The organism is Kitasatospora sp. NPDC057738, from assembly GCF_042798815.1.
GTDB classification, from domain to species: Bacteria; Actinomycetota; Actinomycetes; order Streptomycetales; family Streptomycetaceae; genus Kitasatospora; species Kitasatospora lactacystinica.
The window spans coordinates 14,109-28,902 of the sequence record NZ_JBHVJT010000031.1; the positions used below are offsets into that span (position 1 = coordinate 14,109).

General features: G+C 75.9%; 16 protein-coding genes. 9 read left to right on the forward strand and 7 right to left on the reverse strand.

Annotation, left to right across the window (positions count from 1 at the left end; all coding sequences use genetic code 11):
• Positions 1-21: 21 nt before the first annotated feature.
• The 3 genes from ACFVGO_RS18590 to ACFVGO_RS18600 all read right to left on the reverse strand — a co-directional run bounded on the left by ACFVGO_RS18590 (position 22) and on the right by ACFVGO_RS18600 (position 3,455).
• On the reverse strand, positions 22-1,269 hold the full coding sequence (locus ACFVGO_RS18590) for an aminoglycoside phosphotransferase family protein (RefSeq protein WP_380632898.1): 1,248 nt from the start codon (positions 1,267-1,269) through the stop codon (positions 22-24).
• Between the two features lie 138 nt (positions 1,270-1,407).
• Complete coding sequence (locus ACFVGO_RS18595; RefSeq protein WP_380632900.1) at positions 1,408-2,265, reverse strand: PhzF family phenazine biosynthesis protein; 858 nt, start codon at positions 2,263-2,265, stop codon at positions 1,408-1,410.
• Positions 2,266-2,357: 92 nt separating this feature from the next.
• Positions 2,358-3,455, reverse strand: a complete 1,098-nt coding sequence (locus ACFVGO_RS18600; RefSeq protein WP_359900329.1) for a DUF5937 family protein — start codon at positions 3,453-3,455, stop codon at positions 2,358-2,360.
• 101 nt (positions 3,456-3,556) lie between these two features.
• Here ACFVGO_RS18600 and ACFVGO_RS18605 point away from each other — a divergent pair, with 101 nt between their 5' ends.
• The 5 genes from ACFVGO_RS18605 (at position 3,557) to ACFVGO_RS18625 (ending at position 8,347) form a co-directional block, all read left to right on the forward strand.
• Positions 3,557-4,831 (forward strand): MFS transporter, encoded by a 1,275-nt coding sequence (locus ACFVGO_RS18605; protein WP_380632902.1) that lies wholly within the window; start codon positions 3,557-3,559, stop codon positions 4,829-4,831.
• 75 nt (positions 4,832-4,906) lie between these two features.
• The gene (locus ACFVGO_RS18610) at positions 4,907-5,473 is read left to right on the forward strand and encodes a hypothetical protein (protein ID WP_359900325.1); all 567 of its coding nucleotides are present in this window, start codon (positions 4,907-4,909) and stop codon (positions 5,471-5,473) included.
• 237 nt (positions 5,474-5,710) lie between these two features.
• Positions 5,711-6,514 (forward strand): MBL fold metallo-hydrolase, encoded by an 804-nt coding sequence (locus tag ACFVGO_RS18615; RefSeq protein ID WP_380351134.1) that lies wholly within the window; start codon positions 5,711-5,713, stop codon positions 6,512-6,514.
• Positions 6,515-6,521: 7 nt separating this feature from the next.
• Entirely contained in the window at positions 6,522-6,953 is a 432-nt protein-coding gene (locus ACFVGO_RS18620; protein ID WP_359900321.1) for a nuclear transport factor 2 family protein, read from the forward strand.
• A gap of 128 nt (positions 6,954-7,081) precedes the next feature.
• Positions 7,082-8,347: an NAD(P)/FAD-dependent oxidoreductase gene (locus ACFVGO_RS18625; RefSeq protein ID WP_380351132.1), complete on the forward strand. Its 1,266-nt coding sequence runs from the start codon at positions 7,082-7,084 to the stop codon at positions 8,345-8,347.
• Positions 8,348-8,362: 15 nt separating this feature from the next.
• Here ACFVGO_RS18625 and ACFVGO_RS18630 read toward each other — a convergent pair whose 3' ends face one another.
• Positions 8,363-9,349: a right-handed parallel beta-helix repeat-containing protein gene (locus ACFVGO_RS18630; protein WP_380351130.1), complete on the reverse strand. Its 987-nt coding sequence runs from the start codon at positions 9,347-9,349 to the stop codon at positions 8,363-8,365.
• A gap of 65 nt (positions 9,350-9,414) precedes the next feature.
• Between ACFVGO_RS18630 and ACFVGO_RS18635 the strand changes: the two genes are divergently transcribed.
• A complete protein-coding gene (locus ACFVGO_RS18635) occupies positions 9,415-9,930 on the forward strand; it encodes a DUF3592 domain-containing protein (protein WP_380351128.1) in 516 nt (171 codons plus the stop codon).
• A gap of 90 nt (positions 9,931-10,020) precedes the next feature.
• Here ACFVGO_RS18635 and ACFVGO_RS18640 read toward each other — a convergent pair whose 3' ends face one another.
• On the reverse strand, positions 10,021-10,701 hold the full coding sequence (locus ACFVGO_RS18640; RefSeq protein ID WP_380632904.1) for a GPP34 family phosphoprotein: 681 nt from the start codon (positions 10,699-10,701) through the stop codon (positions 10,021-10,023).
• Between the two features lie 53 nt (positions 10,702-10,754).
• A complete protein-coding gene (locus tag ACFVGO_RS18645) occupies positions 10,755-11,729 on the reverse strand; it encodes a Clp protease N-terminal domain-containing protein (RefSeq protein WP_380632906.1) in 975 nt (324 codons plus the stop codon).
• A gap of 185 nt (positions 11,730-11,914) precedes the next feature.
• Here ACFVGO_RS18645 and ACFVGO_RS18650 point away from each other — a divergent pair, with 185 nt between their 5' ends.
• Positions 11,915-12,898 (forward strand): trypsin-like peptidase domain-containing protein, encoded by a 984-nt coding sequence (locus tag ACFVGO_RS18650; protein ID WP_359900311.1) that lies wholly within the window; start codon positions 11,915-11,917, stop codon positions 12,896-12,898.
• 49 nt (positions 12,899-12,947) lie between these two features.
• Here ACFVGO_RS18650 and ACFVGO_RS18655 read toward each other — a convergent pair whose 3' ends face one another.
• Positions 12,948-13,544, reverse strand: coding sequence for a GNAT family N-acetyltransferase (locus ACFVGO_RS18655; RefSeq protein WP_359900309.1), 597 nt, complete (start codon positions 13,542-13,544; stop codon positions 12,948-12,950).
• A gap of 290 nt (positions 13,545-13,834) precedes the next feature.
• Between ACFVGO_RS18655 and ACFVGO_RS18660 the strand changes: the two genes are divergently transcribed.
• Entirely contained in the window at positions 13,835-14,203 is a 369-nt protein-coding gene (locus ACFVGO_RS18660; RefSeq protein WP_359900307.1) for an RNHCP domain-containing protein, read from the forward strand.
• A 29-nt stretch (positions 14,204-14,232) separates the two neighbouring features.
• Entirely contained in the window at positions 14,233-14,661 is a 429-nt protein-coding gene (locus tag ACFVGO_RS18665) for an RNHCP domain-containing protein (RefSeq protein WP_380351121.1), read from the forward strand.
• Positions 14,662-14,794 lie beyond the last annotated feature (133 nt).

The window sequence follows — 14,794 nt, forward strand, 5'->3', positions numbered from 1 at the left end:
CGGCCGTCGCACCCCGGCCGGCTACCTCCGCCCGGAGACCGGGCCGCAGGCCAGCACGGCGCGCAGCTCGGCGGCCGGGTCGCCCTCGTGGTACGGGCGTTCGCTCGGCTCGATGTGGTCCAGGAACTCCTGGTAGCGCAGCGCGTAGGACAAGTGGTAAAGCGGCTCGGCGAGTTCGAGGGCCCGGCGCGGGTCCGAGCCGGGGGCGTGGCGCCGCCAGGCCTCCGCCCAGACCGCGGCGTGGTGCTGCCAGGCCTCCGGGCCGAGGTAGGCGCGGGGGCGCAGCCCGTCCAGGGCCGGATGGCCGAGGCAGGAGTCGGCGTAGTCGACGACCACCGTGCTCCCGCCGTCGGAACGCCAGTTGCCGGGGTGGAAGTCGCCGTGCAGCAGGGTCTCCGGCAGGCCGCAGGCTGCGAGTCGGTCCAGCAGCCCGGGCAGGTCGGCGGCGAAGCCGGCCAGGCGGTCCAGCTCCTCGGGGGTCAGGTCGGTCTCCTCCGCGAGCCGGTCCAGCAGGGCCGTCAGCTGGGCCGCCAGGGCGCGCGGGGTGCGGTCGCGCAGTGCGGCCAGGTCGTCCGGACGGCCGGCGAGCGCGGCCTGGGCGGCGACGAGCCGGGGGACGACGTCGGCGACGGTCCCGGCGGAGGGGTTCCAGCAGTCCTCGCCGGGGACGTGGTCGAGCAGCAGCCGCCCACCGGAGGGGTCGGCGGCGAGGACGGTCGGGACGAGCGTGCGGTCGACGCCGCCGAGCAGCGCGACGACCTCGCCCTCGTGGGCGTTGAACGCCGGCGTCGTGGTCTTCAGCCAGGCGTCCACGCCGGTCGCGGTGGGGAGGCGGAAGAGGCCGGAGAGGTTCCAGGTCCGGATCTGCCGGACGGGCCCGGCCGCCGGGCGGCCGACGGCGGCGAGTTCCGCCTCCGCCCAGCCCAGCGCCGACCGCAGCCCTTCCGGCGTGGCCCAGGCGGCGCGGCGCTCGGCGGGGCCGAGCAGCGCGGCCGTCCCGGCTTCCGGGGGCCGGGGGTCGAGCGCCCTCGGCCGCTCGCTCGCCTCGGCGTGGTAGCGCACCCGCCCGCCGTGGCCCGGCTCCTCGCTCCGCCCGTCGACCAGCCGCGCCACCAGCACCGGCACCCCGGCCGACGCCGCCGCCCGCGCGACCACCTCGTCCACGGAGGACCACCAGCCGAGCTCCACCTCGAAGGGCCCCAGCTGCCCGAAGTACTCGTCGCCGTAGGTGAGATCGACCGTCACGGTCCGGTTGCTCGCTCGCTGCATCGGAGCAGCTTCGCCCACCGGGGCGGGCCCGTGCCAACGGTTTTCCGCCCGCACCGGCCGGGGCGGACGTTCGAGGAGCCCCGGGGCGAGGGCGAGCAGGTCCTGCTCCAGCCCCCGCCGTCCTGAGGCCCGGAACCGCTAGCCGATCGCCACGGCCGTGCCGGAGACCCGTACCCGGGTGTCCTCCGTCCGCAGCTCGACCCGCAGGACGCCCGGGCGGCCCAGGTCCTCGCCCTGGTGGAGCGTCAGCACGGCCGGGGCCGTCACCGCGCCGAGCTCCCGCAGGTACGCGCCGAAGGCGGCAGCGGCGGCGCCGGTGGCCGGGTCCTCGACCACGCCGCCGACCGGGAACGGGGCGCGGACGTGGAAGACCTCGGGGGCCTCCCGCCAGGCGAGCTGCAGGGTGACCAGGTCGCGGGCGCGCATGTACGCGGCGAGGCCGTCGAAGTCGTAGTCGAGCCGGGCCAGCCGCTCGCGGGTGGCGACCGGCAGGACGAGGTGCCGGGCGCCCGCGTAGGCGACGCGGGGCGGCAGGGCCGGGTCGAGGTCCTCGGCGGACCAGCCGAGCAGGGCGAGCGCCTGCGCCACGTCGGCCGCCGGCACCTCCTCGACCTTCGGCTCGACGCTGGTGAGGGTGGCGCGCAGCAGCCCGTCGGCCCCGCGCTCGACCTCGACCGGGACGTCCCCGGCCGCGGTCACGAAGACGTACCGTCCGGGGCCGGTGTGCTCGGCGAGGGCGACGGCGGAGCCGACCGTCGCGTGCCCGCAGAACGGCACCTCGGCGAGCGGGCTGAAGTACCGCACCCGGTAGGTGCCTTCGGTCGGGCCGGCGGTCAGGAAGGCGGTCTCGGAGTACCCGACCTCGGCGGCGACGGCGAGCATCCGCTCGTCGGTCAGTCCGGTGGCGTCGAGCACCACGCCGGCCGGGTTGCCGCCCTCGGGGCGGGTGGCGAAGGCGGCGTAGCGGAGGATCTCGGGAGTGGCGTCGTCGATCATGACCGGACGAACGCGCCGGGTGCGCGGACTGTTCCCGCTCACCGCGGCGCTTCCCCGCGTCTCGGGTTCTCCTCCCACCGCGGCACCTCCGCTCACCGCAGCACCGCCTCCAGGAAGTCCGAGCCGAGCCGGGCGCTGCCCGCCAGGTCCAGCTCGTAGAGCATGTACCGCCCGCGCCGCCTGGTGGTGAGCAGCCCGGCCCTGCGCAGGACCGCCAGGTGCCGGGACACCTCGGGCGCGCTGAGCTGCCAGGCCGAGGCCAGTTCGCCGGTGGTGTGCGGGCCGCGGGCCATGGTGCGGGCGAGGCGCAGCCGCACGGGGTGGGCGAGCGCCTCCAGGCGCTGCTGGACGAGGGCGAGCGAGACGGGCTCGGGCAGGCCCGCCTCGGCGACGGGGTACTGGAGGACGGGCCGCCAGCCGCGCGCGTGCACCACCAGGAGGTGCGGGCGGCCGAAGGCGGTGGGGATGAAGGTGACGCCGCCGGCGTCGGTGCCGCTGGTGGCGTTGTCCTGGAGCTTGTCGATGACGATCCGGCGCCGGCCGTCCCCGCCCTGGTCGAGGGAGACGGAGGGCGAGACGTCGGCGAGCGCCTCGGCGAGGCCGCGGCGGGCGAGCAGGTCGGCCTTGCGCCGGGCGTCGGCGGCGAGGTCGGGCAGGACGCGCTGCCAGGCGTCGGCGAAGAACGCGGACCGGCAGTCCTCCAGCAACCGCCGCACCAGGCCCCGGACGGCCGGCGGGTCGGCGAGCAGCCGGTCGGCGAAGGCGGCCTGCCGGGGGCCGCGGGCGAGGGCGAGTTCCCGGGCCCGCTCGTTGGCCTCCGGGTCGGTGAGCGGGGAGCCCATCCGCCGGGTGAGCCGGGAGGAGCCGCAGGTGGTGATGAGGGCGGCGGCGACGTACAGCTCGTCGTCGATCCGGTCGACGGCGTCGAGCTCCTCCGCGAGGGTGGCGCCGGGCAGGCCGGGCACGAGGAAGTCGGCGCGCGAGGAGCGCCAGAGGAAGTCGGCCTCCAGCAGCCGCTCGGACAGCTCGGGCGGGATCACGGTGGCGGTGCAGCCGGCCCAGCCCTGCAGCGCGGGGTGGTGCGCGGGCTCGGCGAGCACGTGCAGCATGGCGTTCAGCTCGCCGAGCGGGGAGGGCGTGAAGAGCAGCCGCTCGTCGGGCAGGCCCGTGATGTCGATGGTCAAACTCACACCGGGGATCCTGCCACCCGCCGTCGACCGGGCTCCCGCGGATTGACGGGAAGCGTCAATCCGCGTGCCCCGCGGTCCGGCCCGGGCGGACGGTACCGGCCATGAGCCTGATCCGGGAGAAGTCCGTCCACGACCACGCCGCCGACCGCCGCGGCGGGCCGCCCGCCCCGCCGGCCGGCCCGGGCCGCCGGAGTTTGTCCGCGCTGCTGGGCCTCTTGACCGCGGCCGGCGGGCCCCGGTACGCCGTCGCGCTGGCGGTGGACGCGGTGGGCGGCGGCCTGCTGCGGCCGTTCCTGCTGCTGTACGGCGTCGGCATGCTGCACCTGGGCGCGGGTGCGGCCGGGCTGGCGCTCTCGGCCGGGATGCTGGCGGGCCTGTTGGTGGTGCCGCTGACCGGCCGGTGGATCGACCGCGGCGCCCGGACGCTGCCCGCCGCCGCCACCCTGCTGCTGCGGGCGGCGGGCGCGCTGACGCTGCTGCTCGCGGACGGCCTGCCGGGGTTCACGGCGGCGGCGGTGCTGTTCGGGGTGGGCAGCCAGTCCTGGCCGACCACCCACGCGGCGGTGGTGAGCACCCTGACCGAGGGCCGGCTGCGGGACGCCGCGCTGGCCGCCGGGAGGTCGCTGCGCAACGCCGGGATGGGTGCGGGCGCGCTGCTGGCCACGCTGGCGGTGAGCGGCGGGGCGGGCGCGATCCGGCTGCTGGCCGGGGTGACGGGCGCGGCCTGCCTGGGCGCGGCCGTCCTGGTGGGCTCGCTGCGGGTGCGGGCTCCGCGCCTGGACCGGCCGGCCGACGTGCCGGAGCGGGCGGAGCCGCTGCGCCGGATCACCCTGCTGGGCGTCGCCAACCTGCCGTACGCGTTCTGCTTCGACGTGCTGGAGGTGGCGCTGCCCGCGCTGCTGGTGCTGCGGCTGCACGCCTCGCCGGCCTGGTCCTCGGGCATCTTCGTCGGCAACACGGTGCTGGTGATCGCCCTGCAGCTGGCGCTGGTGCTGCGGCTGGCGGACCGTCCGCGGCACGTCGTGCTCGCCGCCTCGGGGGCGGTGCTGGCGGTGTCGTACCTGGGCTTCTGGGCGGTCGGTTCGCTGGGCGGCGTGCCGGGGTCGGTGGGCATCGCGGCGGTCTCGGTGCTGTACACGCTGGGCGAGATCCTCTACACCGGCTCGGGCACGGCGCTGGTGGCGTCCGTCGCCCCGCCGCACCTGCTGGGGCGGGCGCTGGCGCGCTGGGAGCTGTCGGCGGGGGTGGGCCGGGCGGCGGCCCCGGCCGTGCTGACGGCGCTGCTGGCGGGCGGTTCCGGGGAGCTGTGGGTGCCGCTGGCCGCGGCCACCGCGCTGGGGGCGCTGGCGGTGCTGCGGCTGGGTCCGGCCCACTGACCGGAGGGGGCGCCGGAGGAGCGCCGCGCCGACGGGCCGGCGCGGCGGCAACGCCCCGGTGGGATGATCGGCTGCATGGCCCTGACCCCGCACCAGCAGCACCTCCGCGACCGGATCATGGCCGCCGGGGTGACCGCCCCGCCGGAGCCGTGGCGGCCGGTCGGCCGGGGGCTGATCGCGGTCGGCGGGCTGCTCGGCATCGGCTTCGCCGTCCACCCGGAGAGCGGGCACGACCTGGTGCTGACGGTCTCGCACGGCGGCCACGGCCTGTTCGACGCGGTGACCGGCCTCAAGCTGGCCCGCGACCACGAGCCCGCCGAGGACCCGGACGGCCTGGACCTCTCCTGCCCCGGCCTCGGCCAGGTCGCGGACGTGCGCATCCCGGTGGCGGGGACGTGGGGCGGCGGGCTGCACACGGCCGCCGAGGGCGGCTGGCACATCGAGGTGGCCGCCCCGGAGTGGCCGCACCACCGGGTGCTGCTCGCCAGCGGCCGCGGGCCGTGGCAGGGCGAGCACGGCGAGAGCTGGTGGCTGGTCCTCGACTCCGACCGGTCCACCTTCCGCGCGGCCGGATTCTCCCCGACCGGCCGGACCCTCGCGGTGGCCACCAGCAGCGACCTCACGCTCTGGAGCCGCCAGTAGGTGTTCCGGCTCCGGATGCGGACGGGCCGCGGACCGCCGATGCTGACGGCGAGGCGTGCCCGGCCCGAGGAAGGACACCGAACGTGAGCGAACGCAGTCAGCGGACCATCGAGCGGTGCGTGTTGCGCGAAGCGCCCGCCGAGCACAGCGAGGTGGGCGCATGAGTGAGCGCAGCGAACTCATCGTAGGAGGGTGCGTGTTGCGCGAAGCGCCCGCCGAGCACAGCGAGGTGGGCGCATGAGTGCGCTCGACTTCGAGATCGTCGACACCCCCGACAGCTCGCTCAACAAGACCTCCGTCCTGGTCACCGGCCCGGACGACGCCCTGCTGGTGGACGCCGGGTTCACCCGTTCGGACGGGCGCCGCCTGGTGGAACGGATCGGGGCGAGCGGCAAGCGGTTGACCACCGTCTTCGTCAGCCACGGCGACCCGGACTTCTACTTCGGCGCCCAGGAGGTCCAGGACGCCTTCCCGCAGGCCCGCTTCCTGGCCACCGCCTCCACCGTCGAGCACATCCAGGAGACGTACGAGGCCAAGCTGCGCGCCTGGGCGCACCTGGGCCCGGAGCTGCCCACCCGGCTGGTGCGGCCCGAGGTGCTGCACGGGGACGAGCTGGTCTTCGAGGGCCACCGCTTCGAGCTGCGCGGCGCCGACTTCCACCTGCCGGACCGGCACTACCTCTGGCAGCACCACCACCGCGCCGTGCTGGGCGGGGTGCTGCTCTTCGAGGGCCTGCACGTGTGGACGGCGGACACCCCGACCTCCGCCCAACGGGCCGCCTGGATCGACCTGCTGGACGGCATCGAGGCGCTCCACCCGACCTGGGTGGCGGCCGGCCACCGGGTCGCCGGCGCGCCCACCGACCTGAACGCCGTCGACCACACCCGGGCCTACCTGCGCGCCTTCGAGACGGAGATCGGCCGGGCCCCGGACGCGGCCTCCGCCAAGGAGTCGCTGGAGCGGCGCTTCCCGAAGCTGGGGCTGCGGATCGCGGTGGACATCGGCACCAAGGTCGCCATGGGCGAGATGGCCTGGGGGTGAGCGGACGATGATCGAGATCCCCCGGGACGTCTCCTCCTTCGCCGAGTCGTCCGCCCCCGCCGACGTGGTGCGCCGCCAGTACCTGGCGTCCGCCCGGGGCGACCTGGCCGCGCTGCGCGCCACCCTGGCCGACGACGTGGAGTGGACCGAGATGGCCGGCTTCCCGCTGGCCGGCACCTACCGCACCCCGAAGGGCGTCACCACCCATGTGATGGAGCGGCTGGCAGCCGAGTGGGACGACTGGACGGCCCACGACGACACCTACGTGGTGGACGGCGAGACGGTGGTGGTGCTGGGCCGCTACACGGCGGTCCACAAGACCACCGGAAAACCGCTCGCGGTCCGGATCGCCCACCGCTTCACCGTGCGCGGCGGCCGGATCGTGCGCTTCGAGCAGTTCACCGACACCGCACTGGTCAGGGAGGCGATGACCGGCTGAGGCCCGCCCGGGGGGTCACATTCACTCAAACGGGCGAGCGCGGCGCGGCGCGCCAGGCGCGGTCTCGACAGACCACCCGCACGGCGGCAGGCTGACCCCGATCACGGCCGGAGAACGAGGAGTCGAGCATGGCGGGCACGGACACCGGGACCACCGGAGCGGACGGCGGGCGGCAGCGCCCGGTCGTCATCGTCGGGGCGTCCCTGGGCGGCGCGAAGGCGGCCGAGGCGCTGCGCGAGGCCGGGTACCGGGGCGGCATCGTCCTGATCGGCGACGAGCACGAGCGCCCGTACGAGCGGCCGCCGCTGTCCAAGGGCTACCTGCTGGGGAAGACGCCCCGGGAGAAGATCTACGTCCACCCGCCGCAGTGGTACGCGGAGCACGACGTCACGCTGCGCCTGGGCACGGCGGTGGCCTCGATCGACCCGGCCGGGCACACCGTGACGCTCGCCGACGACGGCCGGGTGGAGTACTCCAAGCTGCTGCTGACCACCGGCTCGGTGCCGCGCCGGCTGCCGGTGCCCGGCGCGGACCAGGACGGGGTGCTCTACCTGCGCCGGGTCGAGGACAGCGACCGGATCAAGGCGGCGCTGCGGCCGGGGGCCCGGATCGCGGTGATCGGCGCGGGCTGGATCGGGCTGGAGGTGGCGGCCGCGGCCCGGGAGGCGGGCGCCGAGGTGACGGTGCTGGAGGCGCTCGAACTGCCGCTGCTGCGGGTGCTCGGCCGGGAGGTCGCCCAGGTCTTCGCCGACCTGCACCGGGAGCACGGCGTGGACCTGCGCTTCGGCGTCAAGGTGGCCGAACTGACCGGCGAGGGCGGCACGGTGAACGGCGTGCGGCTCGCGGACGGCACGACGGTGGCCGCCGACGCGGTGGTGGTCGGCATCGGCATCTCCCCCGCCACCGGCCTCGCCGAGGCGGCCGGGCTGGAGATCGACAACGGCGTCAGGACCGACCGGCACCTGCGCACCTCCGACCCGGACGTCTACGCGGCCGGCGACGTCGCCAACGCCTACCACCCGCTGTTCGAGCGGCACATCCGGGTCGAGCACTGGGCCAACGCCCTCAACCAGCCGCAGACCGCCGCCCGTGCCCTGCTCGGGCAGGAGGACGCCGTCTACGACCGCGTTCCCTACTTCTTCACGGACCAGTACGACCTCGGCGCCGAGTACGTCGGCTACGTCGAGCCGGACGGCTACGACCGGGTGGTGTTCCGCGGGGACCCGGCCACCCGCGAGTTCATCGCGTTCTGGATGTCCGGCGGCCGGGTGCTCGCGGGGATGAACGTCAACGTCTGGGACGTCACCGACCCGATCCGCGAACTGGTGCGCTCGGGGCGGGTGGTGGACACCAAGGCGCTGGCCGACCCGAACGTGCCGCTCGGGGACGTGTGACCGATTGGCCGGCGATCACCCCACCGGGACGCCGGGGTTGACCAGGCCCCGGCCCCCGGTGACGGTGTTGCCCGCGCCGATCGTGACCTTGCACGTCGCCGCGTCGTAGTCGGTCACGTCGATCGCGTACCGGTTCGGGCCGGTGGCGCCGGTGAGGTCGGAGCGGTTGCCCCGGAAGACGGTGCCGCAGCCCCAGCCCGGCCGGAGGCTGTGGGTCTGGTAGCCGTCGTCGGTGGTGCGCCGGCCGGTGTTGTTCTCGATGACGTAGTCGTTGCCCTTCACGTCGACCCAGGAGTCGTCGGAGTTGCGCCCGGTGAGGCCGTCGCCGTCGAAGGTGTTGCCGGAGACCAGGCCGCCGGTGGTGCCCTCCTTGAGGTCGACGTTCTCGCCGCCGATGTTCGGGCCGAAGGTGTTGCCGGTGATCCGCACGTGGTCGCTGCGGTCGGTCAGGGTGTTGGCGGTGCCGACGTAGACGCCCTCGCCCATGCCGTCCCGGCCGAGGCCGGTGTCGTGGATGCGCGAGTTGCGCAGCGTGCCGTAGGCGCTGGAGTTGCGGAAGTGCACGCCCTCCATGGTGGTGTGGTGGACCGTCACGTCGTCGAGGACCACGTGGTCCGCGGAGTCGGCCATGATGCCCTTCTGGGCGCCGGTGACGGTCAGCCCCTGGACGGTCCAGTAGCTCGCGCCGTCGAGGTGGAGGCCGTAGCCGCCGCCGGTGGGGGTGGTGAGGACGGCCTTCGCCGAGCCGGTGAGGGTGATCGGGGCGGCGGCGGTGCCGGGGGCGGTGGCCTTGAAGTTGCCGGTGTAGGTGCCGTCGGCGAGCTGGATGGTCCGGCCGGGCACGGCGGCGGCGAGCGCGCTCTGGAGCTGCTTGGCGGTGCCGACCTTGACGACGGCCGCGACGGCCGCGGGGGCGGCCGGGTGGGCGGCCACGGCCGCGGGGGCGGCGCAGCCGAGGGTGAGGGCGGTGAGCGCGGCGAGGACGGCGGGGCGCTTGGTCACGGACGGTGCTCCTTGCGGTGGTCGGGGCCGGGCGGGGCGGCGGGCGGCCCGGTGGTGACAGGAACATGTCGTCTCTCAGCGTGGACTGGACCATTCCGGGACGTCAAGAGCGCCCCGGCAGCGTGATACTGGAGCCCTGGGGAGTCTCGGACAGGGAGGCGGCGGTGGGCGGAACGGCCGGGTTCGCCGTGGTGGTGTTCGGTGCGCTGGGCGGCGTGGTCGCCTACCTCGCCGGGGTGGTCGGCCTGCGCGAACTGCGGCGGCTGCGCCGGGTCGGCGTTCCGGTGCGGGCGCTGGTGCGCGAACGCGCCCCGGCACCGGAGGACCGCACGCTGCCGCCGCGACCGCTGCTCCAGTTCGAGACCGAGGACGGCCGGGTGGTCGAGGTCTTCTCGCCCGTCCCCTCCACCGCCCGCCACCCGCTGCCGGACGGCGGCTTCGTCCCGGTCCGCTACGACCCGGCGGACCCGCGGCAGGTGCTGGTGGACGGGCGGGAGCGGGCCGGGCTGGAGTACGGGTTCCTCGCGCTCGGGGTGCTGGTGGTGCTCGGCTCGATCACCCTCGGCGCCGCGGTGCTCTGAACGGTCCGAACGGGGCCGCGCACACGGGCGGGCGGCCCCACACGGGCGGGCGGGCCGCGCAGGGCTCCGCGGGCAGCCCGCCCGGCGTGCTCAGACGGTGGCGGCGGTGGTCGCCGCCACGGTGGCCGCGATGGAGACGGCGGCCATGGTGAGCTGCACGGCCCGGATCGCCTCGCGGACGGACTCGGCCGCCCCGTCACCGGCGGCGATCTCGGCGAAGCGCGGCTCGACCTGCTTGCGGGGCAGCTCGGGGAAGGCCAGCCGGTGCAGCCGGGAGCCGTGCAGCAGGGCCACCAGGGCGGCGGTGCGCAGGTCCGGTTCGGCGCCGTTCAGCACGACCGCGGCCAGCCGCCCGCGCAGCTCCCGCTCCACGCCGCCGTCCGCCTCCGGGTAGCGGCGGACCGGGAAGAGTCCCAGCGCCCGGCGCCGCTCCTCGACCACCAGGCCGCGCTCGCACAGCCGCCCGACCGTGTCGGCGACCGCCGTGGACCGGTCCTTGGTCAGCCAGTCGCCCGCCTTGGCCCTGCCGGAGCGGCGGCCGGCGGCCCACGCGTCGAGCCTGGCCAGCCGGCCGTCCACCAGCGGCTCACCGGTCGGGGTCCGGTCGGTGACGGTGAGCCGGCCGTCCTCGATCGTGACCCGCCCGGCCAGCACCAGCTCGGCCAGGATGCCGCCCGCGGCCGCCCAGGCGGCGGTGGGGGCGTCCTTCGCCACGCCGGACTCGTCGTCCAGCGACAGCAGCATCAGCTCCTCGGCGAGGGTGACGAGCATCGGGTGTCCCTTCCTCTCTTCTCCGTGTCGCGGTTCACCGACCCGCCGGCGGCTCAGCCGCGCAGGGCTTCGACCAGACGCCGGGCCCGGGTGTCCTCCTCCAGCAACGCCCGGACCAGCCGATCAGTGCCCTGACCTGCGATCTCGGTCAGGTAGGCCTCGACCGCGCGCGGGTCGGCGGGCAGCGTCACCCCACCAGAGTCGAGCGCGGCGTGCGCCCGGGCGTAGTCGAGGCCGAGCCCGGCGAGCAGCTCGCCGGCGCCGTCCTCCGCCGCCAACCCCGGCTCGTGGCGGGCCACTTCGTGCACGGCCAGCAGCGCGAGCAGGACGTGCTCGGTGCCGGGCGTCCGGCGGCCGAGGCGCTCGGCCTGGGCGTCGGCCTCCGGCCGGATCCAGGCCGCCGGGCCGGACGGGCCCGGCTGCAGCAGGCGCTTCCAGCGCGGGGCCCGGTGGCCGCGGCGGGCCAGCAGCGCCTCCCGGGTGGGGTGGAGCAGCGGGTCGAGGTCACCGCCCTGGCGCACGGCACCGTCGAGGCGGTCCAGGACGGCCTGCGGCGCGACGCCGGCCGCGCGCAGCAGTTCGGCGGCGCGGGTCCGGTCGCCGGGCCCGGCGCCGTTCGCGCCGTTCCCGTCGGCGAGCAGGGCGTTCCCGTCGGCGAGCAGGGCGCGCAGCAGGTGTGCGGCCGTGCAGGCGGGTTCGCCGTCCCGGCGGGCGTGCTCCGTCGCCACGGCGAGTGCCCGGGCGGCCGCCCCGCTCAGCGGCCGGCCGGCCGCCCCGACGGCGCCGGGCGCCTCCCGGTCGGGCACGGTGGCGGGCACAGTCGCGGGCCCGTCGTCGGCCGTCCAGCGCCCCTCCCGCTCCCGGACCAGGGCGCGCAGGGTGTCCGCCCCCGCCCCGGCCGCGGCGAGGGCCGCACCGGCGGGGCCCGTCTCCCCGGCCACGGCGACCAGGAGGTGCTCCGTCCCCAGCGGCCCGTCCCCCGGCCCACCGAGCGCGTGCCAGTCCGGCTCCAGCATGGTCGTGTCCATCGGCCCCTCCCACGACTGCGGCTTTGCTCGAACTATATTCCCGCTTTTCCTTCTCTTGGGAATTTTCCGCACGTCAAGAACGCGTCAGGACGGAACCTGCGCAAGAACGCGGAAGACCGGGCGCCCCGGCGTTGTTGCCACCTGGTGCCATCGTGAGAACCACGCCCGCGAGAGGGGTGAGCACCATGGCCGACACGCTCCCCGGGCCGGGCCCGGCCCCCGAGGCACAGGCCCCGCTGGACGCCTACTCCCTGATCGTCACCACCGTGGCCGCCACCCTGACCCCGCGGGTCGCCGCGCTGCAGGTCCCCCGGCGCGGCCGGGGCGGCTGGTTCAGCACGGCGCTGGGCTCCGCCGTGGTCTTCACCGAGGACGGGTTCCTGCTCACCAACGCCCATGTCGTCGGCCACGCCGACGCCGGGACGCTCGCCTTCGCGGACGGCACCACCGCCCCGTTCCACACCATCGGCGCCGACCCGCTCTCCGACCTCGCCGTGCTGCACGCCGACGGGCCGACCCCGAAGCCGGTGGCACTCGGCGAGGCGACCGGCCTGCGGGTCGGACAGCTGGTCGTCGCCGTCGGCAACCCGCTGGGGCTGGCCGGGACGGTCACGGCGGGCGTGGTCAGCGCGCTCGGCCGCTCGATCCCGGCCCGCTCCGGCAGCACCGCGCGGGTGATCGACAACGTGATCCAGACCGACGCCGCACTCAACCCGGGCAACTCCGGCGGCGCGCTGGCCACCGCGAACGGCGAGGTCGTCGGCATCACCACGGCGGTGGCCGGGAACGGGCTCGGCCTGGCCGTCCCGATCGACGCCACCAGCCGCCGGATCGTCGCCGCCCTGCTCGCCGACGGCCGGATCCGCCGCGCCTACCTCGGCCTCGCCGGAGTGCCCGCGCCCCTGTCGCCCGCCCTGCGCCACCGCACCGGGCAGCCCACCGGCCTGCGGATCGTCGAGGTGGTGCCCGGCGCGCCCGCCGACCGCGCCGGGCTGCACGAGGGCGACCTGCTGCTCACCGCCGCCGACGAGCCGATGGGCAGCGCCCAGGCCCTCCAGCGCCTGATGCTGGCCGACGCCATCGGCCGCCCGCTGCCGCTGACCGTCCTGCGCGGCGAGGCCCTGGTCGACGTGCTCGCCGTCCCGACGGAGCTGCCCGTCGACGACTGACCGCGGCCCCGGACCCGGGCGGGAGCGGGGGCCGCGGCGACGGTGGGCACTACACGCGGGCCGCACGCCGCATCACCCAGAGCGCCGGCCCGCCCTCCGGCAGCCGGACCTCCTCCAGCACCTCGAAGCCGAAGTGTCCGTAGACCGCCAGGTTCTCCTCCGTGGAGGACTCCAGGTAGACGGGCAGCCCGTCCGCGTCGGCCTTGGCCAGTCCGGAGCGCAGCAGGGCGCCGCCCTGCCCCCGGCCCCGGGCGACCGGGTCGGCGCCGATGACCGCCAGGTACCAGTAGGGCTCCTGCGGCAGGTTGGCGGCGGCCGCCCCGACGGAGCGCCGGAACGGTTCGGCCCGGTCGCCGAGGAGCCCCGCCAGCTCCCGGAGCGTCTCCTCGTCCGGGAGCACCTTGTCCTGCGCCTGCGGCGGCATCCAGAACGCGGCCGCGTCCGCGGTCCGCTCGCACACGCCGTGCCGGCCGAACTGCCGGGTGAACAGCGTGGTGAAGTAGCCGCCCAGCCCCGCCTGCCGGGTGGCCCGGTCGGGGAAGAACCAGCACATCACCGGGTCGTCGGCGAAGGCCAGGGCCAGTAGTCGGCTGACGGCCGAAGCGTCGTCGGGGGTCGCCGGCCGCGGCACGTTGGTCATCTGCATACGGACATCGTGCGCGCCCTTATCCCCGTCGTGGCGGCGAGGGTCGGTGGCACGGAAATCCGTTGGCACGGAAATCCGTTGGCGCCCGTGCGACCGGTGTGGTTACGCTGACGCCGTTCCGTACCGATCGACCCGGGCCACCGCCCGACCGGAGAGGGTGTCTTGATGTCCCGCCTCGCGCCGAGTGCGCCTCGCCACGCCGGCTGACGACCACCGCCCGACGAACCGTCGAGGCCACTCGGCCCGCTCTTGCTGCCATCGCAGAAACCCCTCAGCAAGGAGCACCCCGGGTGTCCAGCACCTCCAGCACGCCCCCCGTTCTGAAGACCTCCACCTTCGCCTGCACCTGGTGCGGTCTGACCGTCTCCACCCGTGCCGCCGACGGCACGCGGCGCAACCACTGCCCGTCCTGCCTGCATTCACGGCACGTCCTCGACCACGTCGAGGGCGGTCCCAGCGAGTGCCTGGGCCGGATGTCGCCGATCGCCATCGCCGTGCTGCGCACCGGGGACTGGACGGTCGTCCACCGGTGCGTGCGCTGCGACGAGCTGACGTCCACGCCCGTCCGCACGGACGACAACCAGCTCGTCCTGATGCGGATGGCCGTCCGGCCGCTCGCCCAACCGCCGTTCCCGCTCGAAGCGTTCGGCACCCTCTGAACCGCGCGGAGAAGAGGGAGCAGCGAACCGTGCCACGACACAAGAACACCGGCGGCCGGGGCCGGCGGGAACGCCGCCCGCAGCGGTACAAGGACGTCCTGCACGGACGGGGCGGCCACCGGGCGCACGCCTTCCGCTGCGTGGACTGCCGGTTGGACGTCCCGGTGGACGCCCCCGGCAGCGCCCACCGCAACCACTGCCCGAACTGCCTGGCCAGCCGTCATGTCGACGGCCGGACACCGGGCGACCGGGCGGCCGACTGCGGCGGCCGGATGACCGCGCTGAGCCTGTCGGTCCGCGCCGACGGCGAGTGGATGATCATCCATCAGTGCCTGTCCTGCGGCGAGTTGAGCGCCAATCGGATCGCCGGGGACGACAACGCCCTGACCCTGGTCCGGCTCGCCCTCAGGCCCCTGCGGGACACCACCCTGGCCCACCGCACCCTGCTCACCCTGTAGGCGCGCGCCCCGGGGGGGGGGGTTCGGGAGGGGGGGGAGGCGGGGGGGGGGGGTTAGCGGGGGGGGTAGGGGGGGGGGGGGGGGGGGCCTCCAGGGGGGGGGGGAAGGGAGGGGGGGAGGGGGGAGCGCAGAA